The sequence below is a fragment of the Xanthomonas sp. NCPPB 2586 genome (assembly GCF_041475775.2).
Lineage (GTDB): Bacteria > Pseudomonadota > Gammaproteobacteria > Xanthomonadales > Xanthomonadaceae > Xanthomonas > Xanthomonas campestris.
On the sequence record NZ_CM192981.1, the window covers coordinates 509,298 to 523,185 of the forward strand.

General features: G+C 65.6%; 10 protein-coding genes and 1 other RNA gene. 8 read left to right on the forward strand and 3 right to left on the reverse strand.

Features of this window, described 5'->3' with window-relative positions; all coding sequences use genetic code 11:
- Nucleotides 1-67: 67 nt before the first annotated feature.
- Nucleotides 68-3,649: a lamin tail domain-containing protein gene (locus ACCQ09_RS02180; RefSeq protein WP_228428415.1), complete on the reverse strand. Its 3,582-nt coding sequence runs from the start codon at nt 3,647-3,649 to the stop codon at nt 68-70.
- Between the two features lie 439 nt (nt 3,650-4,088).
- On the opposite strand from ACCQ09_RS02180, the gene ACCQ09_RS02185 reads away from it, so the two are divergent.
- The 3 genes from ACCQ09_RS02185 (at nt 4,089) to ACCQ09_RS02195 (ending at nt 7,518) form a co-directional block, all read left to right on the forward strand.
- Nucleotides 4,089-4,985 carry a tryptophan 2,3-dioxygenase gene (locus tag ACCQ09_RS02185; RefSeq protein ID WP_040940480.1) on the forward strand — a complete coding sequence of 299 codons (897 nt, stop codon included), beginning with the start codon at nt 4,089-4,091 and terminating at the stop codon, nt 4,983-4,985.
- Between the two features lie 410 nt (nt 4,986-5,395).
- Complete coding sequence (locus ACCQ09_RS02190) at nt 5,396-6,916, forward strand: peptide MFS transporter (RefSeq protein ID WP_040940481.1); 1,521 nt, start codon at nt 5,396-5,398, stop codon at nt 6,914-6,916.
- An 11-nt stretch (nt 6,917-6,927) separates the two neighbouring features.
- On the forward strand, nt 6,928-7,518 hold the full coding sequence (locus tag ACCQ09_RS02195) for a thioredoxin family protein (protein WP_012437177.1): 591 nt from the start codon (nt 6,928-6,930) through the stop codon (nt 7,516-7,518).
- 489 nt (nt 7,519-8,007) lie between these two features.
- On the opposite strand, the gene ACCQ09_RS02200 is transcribed toward ACCQ09_RS02195, so the two are convergent.
- A complete protein-coding gene (locus tag ACCQ09_RS02200; RefSeq protein WP_011035688.1) occupies nt 8,008-8,496 on the reverse strand; it encodes a MarR family winged helix-turn-helix transcriptional regulator in 489 nt (162 codons plus the stop codon).
- 122 nt (nt 8,497-8,618) lie between these two features.
- Here ACCQ09_RS02200 and hppD point away from each other — a divergent pair, with 122 nt between their 5' ends.
- The 4 genes from hppD (at nt 8,619) to ACCQ09_RS02220 (ending at nt 12,266) form a co-directional block, all read left to right on the forward strand.
- Complete coding sequence (hppD, locus tag ACCQ09_RS02205; protein ID WP_040940482.1) at nt 8,619-9,734, forward strand: 4-hydroxyphenylpyruvate dioxygenase; 1,116 nt, start codon at nt 8,619-8,621, stop codon at nt 9,732-9,734.
- A 277-nt stretch (nt 9,735-10,011) separates the two neighbouring features.
- A complete protein-coding gene (locus ACCQ09_RS02210) occupies nt 10,012-10,404 on the forward strand; it encodes an endonuclease domain-containing protein (RefSeq protein WP_040940483.1) in 393 nt (130 codons plus the stop codon).
- Nucleotides 10,405-10,503: 99 nt separating this feature from the next.
- Entirely contained in the window at nt 10,504-11,808 is a 1,305-nt protein-coding gene (gene hmgA / locus ACCQ09_RS02215; RefSeq protein ID WP_014509238.1) for a homogentisate 1,2-dioxygenase, read from the forward strand.
- Nucleotides 11,809-12,186: 378 nt separating this feature from the next.
- Nucleotides 12,187-12,266, forward strand: a non-coding RNA gene (locus ACCQ09_RS02220) — sX9 sRNA.
- A gap of 96 nt (nt 12,267-12,362) precedes the next feature.
- Here the strand turns inward: ACCQ09_RS02220 and ACCQ09_RS02225 are convergent.
- Nucleotides 12,363-12,956: a hypothetical protein gene (locus ACCQ09_RS02225; protein WP_040940484.1), complete on the reverse strand. Its 594-nt coding sequence runs from the start codon at nt 12,954-12,956 to the stop codon at nt 12,363-12,365.
- 191 nt (nt 12,957-13,147) lie between these two features.
- Between ACCQ09_RS02225 and ACCQ09_RS02230 the strand changes: the two genes are divergently transcribed.
- Complete coding sequence (locus ACCQ09_RS02230; protein ID WP_014509234.1) at nt 13,148-13,798, forward strand: hypothetical protein; 651 nt, start codon at nt 13,148-13,150, stop codon at nt 13,796-13,798.
- Nucleotides 13,799-13,888 lie beyond the last annotated feature (90 nt).

The following is a 13,888-nucleotide window of genomic DNA, read 5'->3' on the forward strand; positions in this document are numbered from 1 at the left end:
AAAAAAAGGGCGCGGACCAGGCCGCGCCCTTTGCCACAGTTGAAAACTGCGACGTGTTGCAGTGCGATCAACGCCGCCCGGCGCCGCCTCCGATCGGGGTGCTGATCCGCGCAGCGTTGTCGGCCGGGTTCGCATCCGGTGAACTGGAGCTGGCCGTGGCCTGCACCTGCACCGCGCGTTCGGCCGGGATCGGCTTGGTCGCCACGGTCAGCTGGAAGGCGGTCTGCGCACCGGGCTGCAGCGCAGTCGCAGTGGTGCAGACGAACACCGCACTGCGCAGCGACTGCAGCTGCTTGTCGCAGCGCCAGCCGCGTGGGGGCACCAGCAGCGACAGCGCAGACAGCGTGTTGCCCTCCACGCGCACGCTGACGCCGGTTGCCGGTGCGTTGCCGCGGTTGTCCACCAGCACGCGATAGCTGGCGTTGAAGGCGGTGGTCGGCAGGCTGGCGGGGCCTTCCAGACGCACCGCCAGATCGCTGCGCAACCGGGCCTGCACGGCCACCTTGGCGGTGTCGGTGTTGTTGTCCGGCTGCGGGTCGGGCGATTGCGAGGCGACCGAGGCGGCCAGGGTGAGCGTGCGGCCCGCCAGGTCTGCACCGGCATCCAGCTGCACGGTGAAGCTCTGCGCGTTGCCGGCGGCCAGGAGCGGGATGTTGCAGGTGAACGTGGTCTGCGTGGCATTGGTTAGGTTTTGGCAGATCCAACCGGCGGGCGCGGTGATGCGGGCTTGCACCGGGAGGTCGAACACCAGCGCGAGCGCTGTGAACGGTGCCCGATCCGGACCGCCGTTTTCCACATCCACGGTGTAGTCGATGCGCTCGCCTTCGAGCACCTGATCACGTGCTGCAGTGACCGCCACGCGCATGTCTGCATTCACCTGCGGCGTCATGCGCAACAGCACCACGGTGGGATCGTGATCGGACAGGCGGGTGGGCGTATTGGCATCGTTGCGCGCGGTGCCGGGGAAGTCGGCATTGATGCGTGCATGGCCCACCGACAACGAGGCGATGTTGGATGCGCGCATCAAGGCGTCGTTGGCCAGGATGTGGTCCAGCGACTGCACGTTGCCATCGAACGCGTAGGAGTAACTCTGGTCCGGTGTGTTGAACCAGGTCAGGTCGGTGTAGTCCGGGTCGACCAGATCGATGCCATCACCGCTGACCACCGTCTGCGCATCCGCTGCCGGCTTGCCGGTGACCGTGCCCATTGCGTCCACATAGCCATCGTTGAACTCGAACGCGTTGAAGTCGCCCATCACCAGCACGCGTTCGGCCGGATCCAGCTGCTGGCGCGCCTGCAGCAAACGCGCCAGGTAGCTGGCCTGCGCCTGGCGCTTGGCACGGATGCGGGTGCCGGCGGCGTCATCGGTTTCGGCGCCGTTGAGCGAGCGCTGATGCACCACGATGGCGGTCAGCGGCAGCACGCGGCCGTCGGCCTGATGCACGCGGGTGCTGAGCACCAGCGGCGGGCGGTCGTTGAGCAGGCTCACCGCGCCGCCCGGTTCGGTCCAGGTGGTGGCCTTGCCTTCCTGCGCCACCGAAACCACTTCGACGCGCGGTACACCGCCGCTGACCTCGGCGGTCTTGACCAGGAAGCCGACGTCGATGCCGCCAACGTCATTGCCTTCCTGCAGATACGCCACGTACTTGGGATCCTGCTGGCCGGCGGCCACGGCGTCGGCGTTGATGCGGTCGGCCAGGGTCTGCAGCACGCTGATGTTTTCCACTTCCACCGTGCCCAGGATGTCGGGCGTGTGCAGATAGTTGCGGATCGCCAGCGAGGCCTTGTTGAGGCGGGCCTGGAACGCGGCCGGGGTGAGTACCGGCTCGCCGATCGCCGGGTCGTTCTGGTCGTCGAAGAAGCGCTCCATGTTGTAAGTGGCCACGGCCACGTCGTCAGCTTGCGGCCGCGGCGCCGGACGCGGCTGGTCGGCACCGTTGCAGCTCACCTGCGGGGTGCGTTCCGGGTACAGCGTGTAGCGGCGGAAGCTGTAATCCAGCGGGCCGACGACGTTTAACACGCGGCAGCCGGCGGCCAGATCCAGGCGCTCGGCGCCCACACCGGCACTGCCGACGGCGATCACTTCCGGATTGGTGTTCCAGCGCGGCACGCCCGCCGGCGAGCCGGCCGGCAAGGGGTCGGGCAGTTGCACGCCGGGCTCGCGGAAGGCGCGCGGCAATTCGCTGACCACGGCATGGAAAACGCCGTTGCTGGTGGCGGTGGCGGTGGTCTCGTTGACGTTGCCGCCGGTGGGCGCATTGACGGTGAGGCTGGGCGCCGCCACGCGCATGCCTTCCAACGCTTCGAGCTGATCAAAGGCGCCATTCGGGTTGGGCAGGGCCGCGCTCAGCAGCACGGGCTCAGGCAGCGCGTTGCCGGTGGAATCCAGCAGCACGGTCAGGGCGCCGCCAATTTCGGTCAGCGGCGGCTGGGTCGGGTCGGCGGTGGGCACGTATTCGATCACCGTGCCCTGCACGCGCACCCGGTTGCCGATGGCGGCGGTGTCCGGCGGGGCGCTGCCGGTATAGACGTAGACGCCTTCGGAGGTGGCCGGGTCGGCATCGGCTTCGGCCGTGGGCGCCTGCAGGAAGAAACCGGCGCTGCGGCGCGCAGTGACGACCCCGGAGGTCGCCACTACCTGGCTTTCCAGCGGCGAGCGTGCGCCCTTGCCCTGGATGGCGTGGATCGGCAGCAGCTGGAAATCGTCGTTGACGATGGTGCCGGTGGCGCTCAGCGTAGCCGGCAGCGCGCCGGTGAGGCCGCTGATCTGCAGGGTGAAGGTTTCATCGGGTTCGGGCGTGGTGTCACCCAGCCCCTCTACCGCGACGGTGGCAGTGCGCTCGCCTGCGGCGATCTGCACGCTGGTGGCGGGCAGGGCCACGTAGTCGCTGCCGGCCATGGCGGTGCCATTGGCGGTGGCGGCGGTGAAGCGCACGCCACCGGCACCGGCCGGCTGGCTCAAGCTCAGCGTGAACACGACGCTGCGGCTGCCGGCATTGCCTTCGGCCTGGCTGACATCGGCCAGCGTGGCGATCGGCTGGCCGCCACCGCTGCACAGCCGTGCGCCGCTGGCGGCATTGCGCGGGGCCGGGGCGCCAGCGGCGAAATCGGCGGCGTTGTTGTTGGTGTCGCTGCAGCCTTCGCCGCCAAGCAGCACCGCCAGCGTGTTGCTGGGCGCCGGGGCGGGCGCGTTGCCTTCGGCGCAGCTGGCATTGCTGCCGTAGCCGACCAGATCAGCGTATTCGGTGGGGCAGGTGCCGCTCAGCGCGGCGGTGCTGTTGCGCAACGCCACCTTGCCGGCAGTGCCGCTCATGGTCAGCGTGCCGGTGGCATCGGGCGTGGGCAGCGCAACGCTGCCGCCGCTGCCATCGGCCTGTTTGATCAGGTAATAGCCACCGGCCGGCACCGTGCCCGCCAATGGCGTGGTCTGCCAGCTGCTGCCGGCGGCCGAGGCGTATTGCACCGACCAGCCGTCCAGGCTGACCGTGGTGGTGCCGGTGTTATGCAGCTCGATGAAATCGCTGCGGAGGGTGGCGCCACTGTTGCCGCCACCGCCGTAGACCTGGCTGATGACAACTTCGGCGCTGGCGTGGCCGGCAAACGCCAGCGCACAGACGAATAAGGCTGCACGACGCTGCAACACTTGCATGAGATGAGAGTCCCCTGATCCTTGAGACGTGGAGCGCTCCCCTGGTCCGGCCACGTCCCTGGCCGGCAGCGCTGTTCGATTCTGCATGAATTTGCAGACCTAGGTTGACGATACGGTGACACCGGCGCAGTGGCTGCGACTGGACCCGTGGAGAGAGCTGGCTTTTTCAGCAGTGAAGGACCGCCGGGCGCGACTGCAAGCGGCATGGCAGAGCCCGCCGGTGCTTGGCGGTGCCTGCGCTGCTGCCGCGCCAGTCAGGCTTCCAGTCCGAGCCGATCTTCAGCACCAAGCGCCGGCGACGCGCACTCTTTCGATTCCCGATTCCCGATTCCCGATTCCCGATTCCCGATTCCCGAATCCCCAATCCCCAATCCCCAATCCCCAATCCCCAATCCCCGCCGCTGAGCTACCCTGACCGGCCCGATCCATTTGCATCGCCATGCCCGTCGACAAGAACCTGCGTGACCTGGAACCCGGCATCCACACCGATCTGGAAGGGCGGCTGACCTACGGCGGCTACCTGCGCCTGGACCAGTTGCTGAGTGCGCAGGAGCCCTTGTCCGAGCCGGCGCACCACGACGAAATGCTATTCATCATCCAGCACCAGACCTCCGAGCTGTGGCTGAAACTGCTGGCCCACGAGCTGCGCGCGGCCATCGTGCACCTGCAGCGCGACGAGGTCTGGCAATGCCGCAAGGTGCTGGCGCGCAGCAAGCAGGTGCTGCGCCAGCTGACCGAGCAGTGGTCGGTGCTGGAAACGCTGACCCCCAGCGAGTACATGGGGTTTCGCGATGTGCTCGGCCCCTCGTCGGGCTTCCAGTCGCTGCAATACCGCTACATCGAGTTCCTGCTGGGCAACAAGAATCCGCAGATGCTGCAGGTGTTCGCTTATGACCCTGCCGGCCAGGCACGGCTGCGCGAAGTGCTGGAAGCCCCGAGCCTGTACGAAGAATTCCTGCGTTACCTGGCGCGCTTCGGGCATGCGATTCCGCAGCAATACCAGGCCCGCGACTGGACCGCCGCGCACGTGGCCGACGACACGCTGCGGCCGGTGTTCGAGCGCATCTACGAAAATACCGACCGCTACTGGCGCGAGTATTCGCTGTGCGAAGACCTGGTGGACGTGGAAACCCAGTTCCAGCTGTGGCGCTTCCGGCACATGCGCACGGTGATGCGGGTGATCGGCTTCAAACGCGGCACCGGCGGCTCCAGCGGCGTGGGGTTCCTGCAGCAGGCCCTGGCACTGACCTTTTTCCCGGAGCTGTTCGACGTGCGCACGTCCGTAGGCGTGGACAACCGACCGCCGCAGGGGAGTGCGGACGCTGGGAAGCGCTGAGCGAGGCAAAAAGCTTGGCAACGCAGGGGGGGGCGCTGAAGCTCGGGAGAGCACTTGCTCGGGAAAGCACTTAGTGGAGAAGTTGCTCGAAGCCCCTCTCCCGGCGGGAGAGGGGTTGGGGTGAGGGTACGGGCCTCATCCCCGGGATCAGCTACTTGCTGATGCTCGTACTTCGGCGATCGGCACCACCCAGCGACATCGCACCCTCATCCGCCCTGCGGGCACCTTCTCCCAGCGGGAGAATGGGAAGCGGGCATGCGGCGGTGGGAGATGCGGGCGTTTCCACCCGTCGTCATCCGGTCGCCGAGTCCGGCGAATTTGACGCGTACATGACGTCTAAGTGATCCTCGCGCGTCGCCCCGGGTTCGCCCCAGGCACCCAGCCATTACTGAATACGCAAGGGACACTTCATGAGCGTTGACGCTGCCGCGCCGACTTCCGCCTCCACTCCGCCGCAACCGCCTGCGCCTCCCCAGTTCCCCACCTTGCTCGGCCACCCCCGGCCGCTGTGGATGCTGTTCATGACCGAATTCTGGGAACGCTTTGCGTTCTACGGCATTCGTTGGGCGCTGGTGCTGTACATCGTGGCGCAGTTCTTCGGCGGCGAAGCCAGCGGCCAGGCCCCGGCCGGGCGCACCTACGGCGCCTATCTGGCGCTGGTGTACGCGGCGGCGATCTTCGGCGGCTACGTGGCCGACCGCGTGCTCGGCTACCAGCGCTCTATCCTGGTGGGCGCGGCGGTGATGGCCACGGGCCTGTTCCTGATCGCGGTGCCCAACCATGTGGTGTTCGAGATCGGCCTGGCCACGGTCGTGGTGGGCAACGGGCTGTTCAAACCCAACATCTCCACCATGGTCGGCAAGCTGTATTCGGTGGCCGACCCGCGCCGCGACAGCGGGTTCACCATCTTCTACATGGGCATCAACCTCGGCGCGATGATCTCGCCGGTGCTGACCCAGCTGCTGGCCGAAAAGGTCTTCGGCACCGAAGCCATGCCGTCCTACAAGATGGTGTTCATGGCCTCGGGCGTGGGCATGCTGATCAGCCTGGTCTGGTTCTGGATCGGCCGCCGTCAGCTGGCCGGCATCGGCGCACCGGCGCCCAACGCGCAGGGCATGGGCCGTGTGCTGATGGTGCTGGGCGGCTGCCTGGTGTCGATCCCGGTGGTGTATTTCCTGCTGGCAGTCGGCGCGGATGTGCTGCAGGCGGTGCTCACGGTGCTGTTCATCGGCCTGTCGGTGCTGCTGTTGATCGAAGGCATCCGCGAGGGCAAGGTGCAGCGCGACAAGGTGATCGCGATGCTGATCATTTTCGCCTTCAACGTGCTGTTTTGGATGTTCTTCGAACAGGCCGGCAGCTCGTTTACCTTCCTGGCCGACAACATCGTCAACCGCACGTTCGGCGATTGGACCTTCCCCACCGCCTGGTTCCAGTCGGTGAACTCCATCGCCATCATCGCCCTGGCGCCAGTGATTGCCTGGATCTGGGTCAAGTCCGGCCGCTTCAACCCGTCCATTCCGCGCAAGTTCGGCCTGGGCCTGATCTTCAACGGTCTGGCGTTCCTGCTGCTGATGTTTGCGCTTTCCAGCCTGGTGAGCGACGCCGGCAAGATCCCGTTCTGGACCTTGTTCATGGTCTACGTGATTCAGTCGGTGGGTGAGCTGTGCCTGTCGCCGATCGGCCTGTCGATGGTGACCAAGCTGGCCCCGGTGCGCCTGGTCGGTTTCGGGATGGGCGGCTGGTTTTTGTCTACCGGCATCGGCAACAACCTGTCGGGTATTTTTGCCGGCCATGTCAGCGGTAGCGAAGGCATGAGCGTGTCCTCGGCCCTGGGCGGGTATACCTTCGGGTTCTGGGCCCTGCTGGGCGCTGGCGCGTTGCTGTTCCTGATCGCGCCGTTGATCAACAAACTGATGCATGGTGTGAAGTGAGGAGAACCGCAATGCCGATCAAAGCGACTGTCTGTGGCCTGCTGATGGCAGGTCTGTTGAGCGCCTGCGGGCAGCCCACCGACCAGCAACAGGCGCCACGGCCGCTGGACACTTCCATGCAGAAACCACCCAGTGCCGATCCCAGCCAGCCGGTGTCCTCGGGCAACACGCCCACCGCGGCGGATATCGCCGCGGCAGCTGCGCTCAATGCGCAGTACGACCCCTCGCGCGATCCGGCAGCGGATCTGGAAACGGCCAAGGTCGAAGCCAAGCGCGGTGGCAAGCGCATCGTGCTCAATGTCGGCAATGCCGCGTGCGCGCCGTGCCAGGCACTGGACGAGGTGATGGGCGGCGATGCGGAGCTGCGCAGCTTCCGCGACGCGCATTTCGTGGTGGTCAAGGTCAACCGCGATGCATCCAACGAGAATGCCGCGTTCCTGTCGCAGTTCGCCCAGCTCAACGACTTTCCCTCGCTGCTGGTGCTGGACAACGACGGCAAGCCGCTGACGCTGCAGGCCGGCCCGGAACTGCGCAAGGGCGATGGCTACGACCGCAAGAAGCTGTTCGACTTTCTCAAGCAGTGGGCACCGCCGGAAGCCTGAGCACGGTTCCTGCTGGAGTTACAACAAAACCCCCCGCCAGTGCGGGGGTTTTTGTTGAGGGTGGCTTGCTGGATCGCTGCGTGCCGCATGTGCCCAAGCCGATCCGGGCGTGCAGGTGCGTGGCAGTGGACGCCCAGCGCCGCAGATAACCGATGCGGTGGTGCAGCTGCGGGCTACCCAGCGCGCGGCACCGTGCTCTGCGGGCGGATGGCGCGCTGAAGCCGGCTGCGAATGCGCTCGCGGGAAGCGGCGCAGTGGGCGGCGAACCTGTGACTGCGCAAGACGGCACGGCTCTGCTTGCGTAGCCGCAGGTCGCGCCACACGTCGCAGGCCAACGCCACAGCACATGCAACGCTGGCCGCGACAATCTCATGCCATCGGCATGCGGCGCATCAAACAGACCGCAGGCGTGCTCTTCCAGAACGCGGATGGCGCACAGCGGACGACCGAACCAGCGCTGCTCCCCGAAGCCGCACCGCAGACCCGCACTCAGTCCTTGCTGGCCATCCGCGGCAACCCGTCCTTGGCCAGGCGGTCGATCAACCGTTCCAGCGTCTGCTGTTCTTCGGCGCTGAACACCGACATCAGCCGCTGCTCCATCTCGTTGACCAGCGGTGCCACGGTTTCGTACACCTGGCGCCCGGCCGGCGACAGCGCCAGCATCGAGCGGCGGCGGTCGTCGCCGTGCGTTTCGCGGCGGATGAAGCCCCGTTCCAGCAGGCGCGCCACCGCGCGGCTGACGGCAACTTTGTCCATCGCCGTGCGGTCTGACACTTCACTGGCCGAGGAGCCCGGATACAGTGCCAGGATGGTGATCACCCGCCACTCGGGAATGGCCATGCCATAGCGGTCGCCGTAGACCTTGGCGATGTTGCCGCTGATGCGGTTGGACAGCACGCTGAGGCGATAGGGCAGGAACTGCTCGAGGTTGAGCAGGACGGGATGCGGCGACGGTGTGGGGGTGTCGAGATCGCTCATGTTGCACTGTGTCTTGATTTTGGTTTCATTTGCAACTACAAACGGAGGGTGGCCTGCGCATTCTCGCGGGTCTTCTGCCACCCCGCATAGCCCCGCGGGCGCCCTAGCGTGGAGAAACGACGATGAGCGCACAACCGAACACCACTGCAACGCGCCCGGACCCGGGCATGCAGGTCACCACCTTCGAAAATCCGATGGGCATCGACGGGTTCGAATTCGTCGAATTCGCCGCCCCCGCCGGCCAGGCCGTGCAGTTGCACGACTACTTCCGCAAGATGGGCTTCACCGCGGTGTTGCGCCACCGCAGCCGCCCGATCACCGTGTATCGCCAGGGCGGGGTGAACTTCCTGCTCAACGAAGACCCGAATTCGTTCGCAGCCGATTTCGCCGCCGCGCACGGCCCGTGTGCCTGCGGCTTTGCGATTCGCTTCCGCACCCCGGCCGACACCGTGCTGCAGACCGTGCTCGGCAACGGCGGCGAAGCCGTGCAGAACAAGCCCGACACGCTCGCGGTGCCGGCGCCGGTGGTCAAGGGCATTGGCGATTGCATGCTGTACCTGGTGGACCGCTACGGCGAGGCAGGGAGCATCTACGACGCCGACTACGAGGCAATCGAGGGCGCCGACCAGCATCCGGCCGGCTTCGGGCTCACCTTCATCGACCACCTGACCCACAACCTGTACTTCGGCAACATGCAGCAGTGGTCGGATTACTACGAGCGGCTGTTCAACTTCCGCGAGATCCGCTACTTCGACATCAAGGGCGCCAAGACCGGCCTGGTGTCCAAGGCGATGACCGCCCCGGACGGCATCGTGCGCATTCCGCTCAATGAGTCCTCCGACCCGAAGAGCCAGATCAACGAATACCTGGACGCGTATCAGGGCGAAGGCATCCAGCACATCGCCTGCTTCACCGACGACATCTACACCTCGGTGGAACGGATGCGCGCTGCCGGCGTCACGTTCCTGGACACGCCGGACACCTATTTCGACGTGGTGGACCTGCGCATTCCCGATCATGGCGAAGACGTCGAGCGCCTGCGTCGCAACAAGATCCTGATCGACGCCGACGTGGACACCAAGCAGCGCAAGTTGCTGCAGATCTTCACCACCAACTGCATCGGCCCGATCTTCTTCGAGATCATCCAGCGCAAGGGCAATGAAGGCTTCGGCGAAGGCAACTTCCAGGCCTTGTTCGAAAGCATCGAGCGCGATCAGATGAAGCGTGGGGTGCTTTGACAGCCGGGATGGGTGATTCGCTACTCGGGATTTGTGGTTGCTGCCATTAATTGCTTCGGTGCGGTTTTGAGTGGTGCAGATTGTTGCGGTGCCGCGCCTGGCTGCCCGTGATGTCGGATGTGGTTCCGGTACGGATCCGACGAAGCGAGCGGCAAGTGGCCGCGATCAAGCACGACCAGTCAAGGCATTTTTCTGACAACACACAGCAACGAAGACGCACGTAGTCAAAGCCCCTCTCCCTGCGGGAGAGGGGTTGGGGTGAGGGTACGGTGGAGCGATGAAAATCAAACCACCATTACCCACTGTCACACGCACCCATGCGCGCGCATTACGCAAAGAGCTGACAGACGCAGAACGCGCACTTTGGCGCTGTCTACGCAGCAACCAGCTACACGATTTCAAGTTCAGACGTCAGCATCCGATTCCGCCCTACATCGCAGATTTTTGTTGTATCGATGCAGCATTGATTATTGAGCTGGATGGATCGCAGCACCAAGCATCCAGCGATCAGGCAAGGACGCGGTGGCTTCAATCGAAGGGATGGACAGTGCTGCGCTTCTGGAATAACGATGTGTTGTTTTCGCTGGATGCGGTGGTTGAAACGATCTTCAAGATGGTCGCTACGCCGTACCCTCACCCCAACCCCTCTCCCGACGGGAGAGGGGCTTGATCCGCCAGGCTTGAGCTCTTTTTCGGTAAGAGCGGCTTGATCCAACTCGATCCCACCCTTCTGCCGTCGTGGAGGGCGGGTCAACATCCGGGCGCACCCATGCACAACGACCAGCGTTACATGACCGGCTTCGGCAATGAATTCGCCAGCGAGGCAGTAGCCGATACCTTGCCCGTTGGGCAGAACTCGCCGCAGCGTGTGGCGCACGGGCTGTATGCCGAGCAGTTGTCGGGCACTGCATTCACCGCGCCGCGTAGCGAAAACCGGCGCAGTTGGCTGTACCGCATGCGTCCTGCTGCGGTGCACGGAACGTTCTCGCTGATCGAGCAGTCGCAGTTCCACAACGATTTCGGCCACGGACCGGTGCCGCCGGACCAGTTGCGCTGGAGCCCGCTGCCGTTGCCGCAGACACCCACCGATTTCATCGATGGCCTGTATTCCATGGCCGGCAACGGCGGCCCGGAAGCAATGAACGGCGTGGCCGTGCATCTGTATGCGGCCAATGCCTCCATGCACGATCGCTTCTTCTATAACGCCGATGGTGAGCTGCTGCTGGTACCGCAGCTGGGCCGGCTGCGGGTGCACACCGAGCTAGGCGTGCTGGAACTGGAGCCGCAGCAGATCGGCGTGATTCCACGCGGCGTGCGCTTCCGGGTCGAGCTACGCGACGGCACCGCACGCGGCTATGTCTGCGAGAACTTCGGTGGTTTGCTGCGCCTGCCCGACCTGGGGCCGATTGGCAGTAATGGCCTGGCGAATCCGCGCGACTTCGAAACCCCGTGTGCGGCCTTCGAGCAACGCGAGGGCCGCTTTGAACTGGTGGCCAAATTCCAGGGCCATCTGTGGCGTGCGGACATCGGCCATTCGCCACTGGACGTGGTGGCCTGGCACGGCAACTACGCGCCGTATCGCTACGACCTGCGCCGCTTCAATACCATCGGCTCGATCAGCTTCGATCATCCGGACCCGAGCATTTTTACGGTGCTGACCTCGCCCAGCGACACGCACGGCACGGCCAACATGGATTTCGCGATCTTCCCGCCGCGCTGGCTGGTGGCCCAGCACACCTTCCGCCCACCATGGTTCCACCGCAATGTGGCCAGCGAGTTCATGGGGCTGGTGCATGGCGTGTACGACGCCAAGGCCGACGGCTTCGCGCCGGGCGGTGCGTCGCTGCACAACTGCATGAGCGGCCACGGCCCGGACGCGGCCACCTTCGACAAGGCCTCGCAAGCGGACCTGTCGCGGCCGGACGTCATCACCGAGACGATGGCCTTCATGTTCGAAACCCGCGCCGTGCTGCGCCCCACCGCGCAAGCGCTGCAGGCACCGCATCGGCAGGGCGATTATCAGCAGTGCTGGGCGGGGTTGCGCAATGCATTTCAGGCGCCGCCGGCGAACTGAGTGCAGTAGCGCCGGCTCAATAGTGTGGTGTTGAGCGGTGCCTCATGACGCTGCACGCTGTTGCGCATTAACCCTAAGTCTCGCAACAGCACGAGCGTTCCGAAGCATCCTCGATGGCCGTTGCGATTTTTGCTGAGGGATATGGGCGGTTAACCAGCGACCAAATGCAAAACGCGGACGACACCCGGTGGCTACGTTTACGTCGGATCCATCGGGTTCACCGCCAGCTGCATAGCGACAGCATCGGCAGCAATGCAGCTCATCAGGAGCTTACGTTTCATCAGTTGCATCGCGTGACCAGCTGGCGTTGAGCTAAGAGCAGCTATCAAAAACGACTGCACGGCCGCCAGGCGGGCGCGGCCGCTGCACGGAATCGGCATGTACCCCTTACACTCCGGTTCCTCCGCGCCGCCGGCCGCATCCACCTGACAACAACTGCTCGCTACGTTTTATTAGCTGCTCCAAGCCAGCATCTTGATGGCATGCCGTAAGTCGATTGCAGCCACCGCATTCGTTTCCAAGCACATGCGTCGTGCTACCCATCGCCGCGTCAACTAAACCGATGCGTTATCCGCATGGCGCACGACTGATTCCGTAGCCGCTGCAGTCGCTTCACCCAGCGTGTCAGGCAGCAACTCCGCACTGCGCGTACGCACGCGTTCGGCATAGCTGGCTGAGGTGAATTGCGGCAAGGCCTGCAGTGCCTCGGCGATGGCGGCATGAATCTCGATGTCGCTGCGTGCGACCTGCAGGCGACGGTGCAGCAGGACCGCCACCGGGTTGCGCTGCAACTGCAGGATATCCAGCAGATACAGGCGTGCGTTGGTGGTCGCGCGCCGCCGCTGCCGTTGTTGTTCTTCTTCGCTCAGCAACAGTGCTGCCGGCTCGGCGTCGCTGGGTGCTGAAGGTGCTGCGGCGGCGGCGGAGGGCGGCGCCGCGTTGGTCGCCACGCCTGCACCCAGGTGCAGGTAGCCCAGCGCACACAGGGTCTGCACCAGCGTGGCGGCCTCGCCGCCCAGCAGCGCCGCCAGGGTGTCCAGATCGCGCTGGCCATCGGCCAGGATCAGTGCACGGCGCTGCAGCAAGGTCAGCGGGCTGCGATGGGATTGCAGCGCGGTCAGGGCGAGATCGGTCTTGCGTGGGTACATGGCGGCGGTCCTGCGAAGCCGCCAGGGTGACTGTCGCCAATGAAGCGACGATGACATCGGCGCGACCGCATGACGGCAGACGCCGTGAATGCCCCAAGCCGCGCACCTGCCACGCCCCGAACACGCAACGCCTGCACATGGCCGCGATGCGCACTGTGTAGGCTGATGGCGACTTGGTGGGGAGTGCGGGCATGACATCCAGACTGATTGCAGTGATCGCGTTCGCGGCATTGGCCACCGGCTGCAGCCGCACCGCTGAAACCCCGGCCGCGGATGCCGCCGCTGCGTCCAGCCTGCCGGTAGCGCCCGCCGCCGAGACGGACCAACCGCACGGCGACGTTCCGCCGGCCACCGCGCCGCCGGGCAGCCTGCCGCCACGCCTGCGTCAGGACCCGGCCGCATTGGCGCGCCTGGATGGCTATGGCGACCTGCGCCTGGGCATGGACGCCGCGCAGGCGCGTGCGGCCTGGGGCGGTGCCTTACGCGGCGATGCAGCGGCCGATGGCGGTTGTTACCTGTTGCGCCCGCAGTGGGCCGACGACGCGCGCCGCTTCGGTTTCATGTTCGAGGGCGACCGGCTGGTGCGTTACCAGACCAACGAGCCCAAGGAAGTGGCGCCCGGTGGCGGGCGGGTGGGCATGACCGTCGCCGAGGTGCGCGCGCTGTATCCCGATGGCCTGGCGGAACAACCGCACAAGTACATGCCCAGTGCGCTGAGCCTGCGGCATGCCGACGCGCAATCGCAAAGCGCGCTGGTGTTCGACACCGATGCCGACGGCAAGGTGACCAGCTGGCGCGTAGGTGTGGCGCCGCAGGTGGATTACGTGGAAGGCTGCGGCTGATCCGGGCAACGCAGCGCGCGGTGCTGTGCGTCAGTGTCGGCTGCGTTCAATGACGTAAACCCGCATCGAACGTAGCATCGCGGCACAACC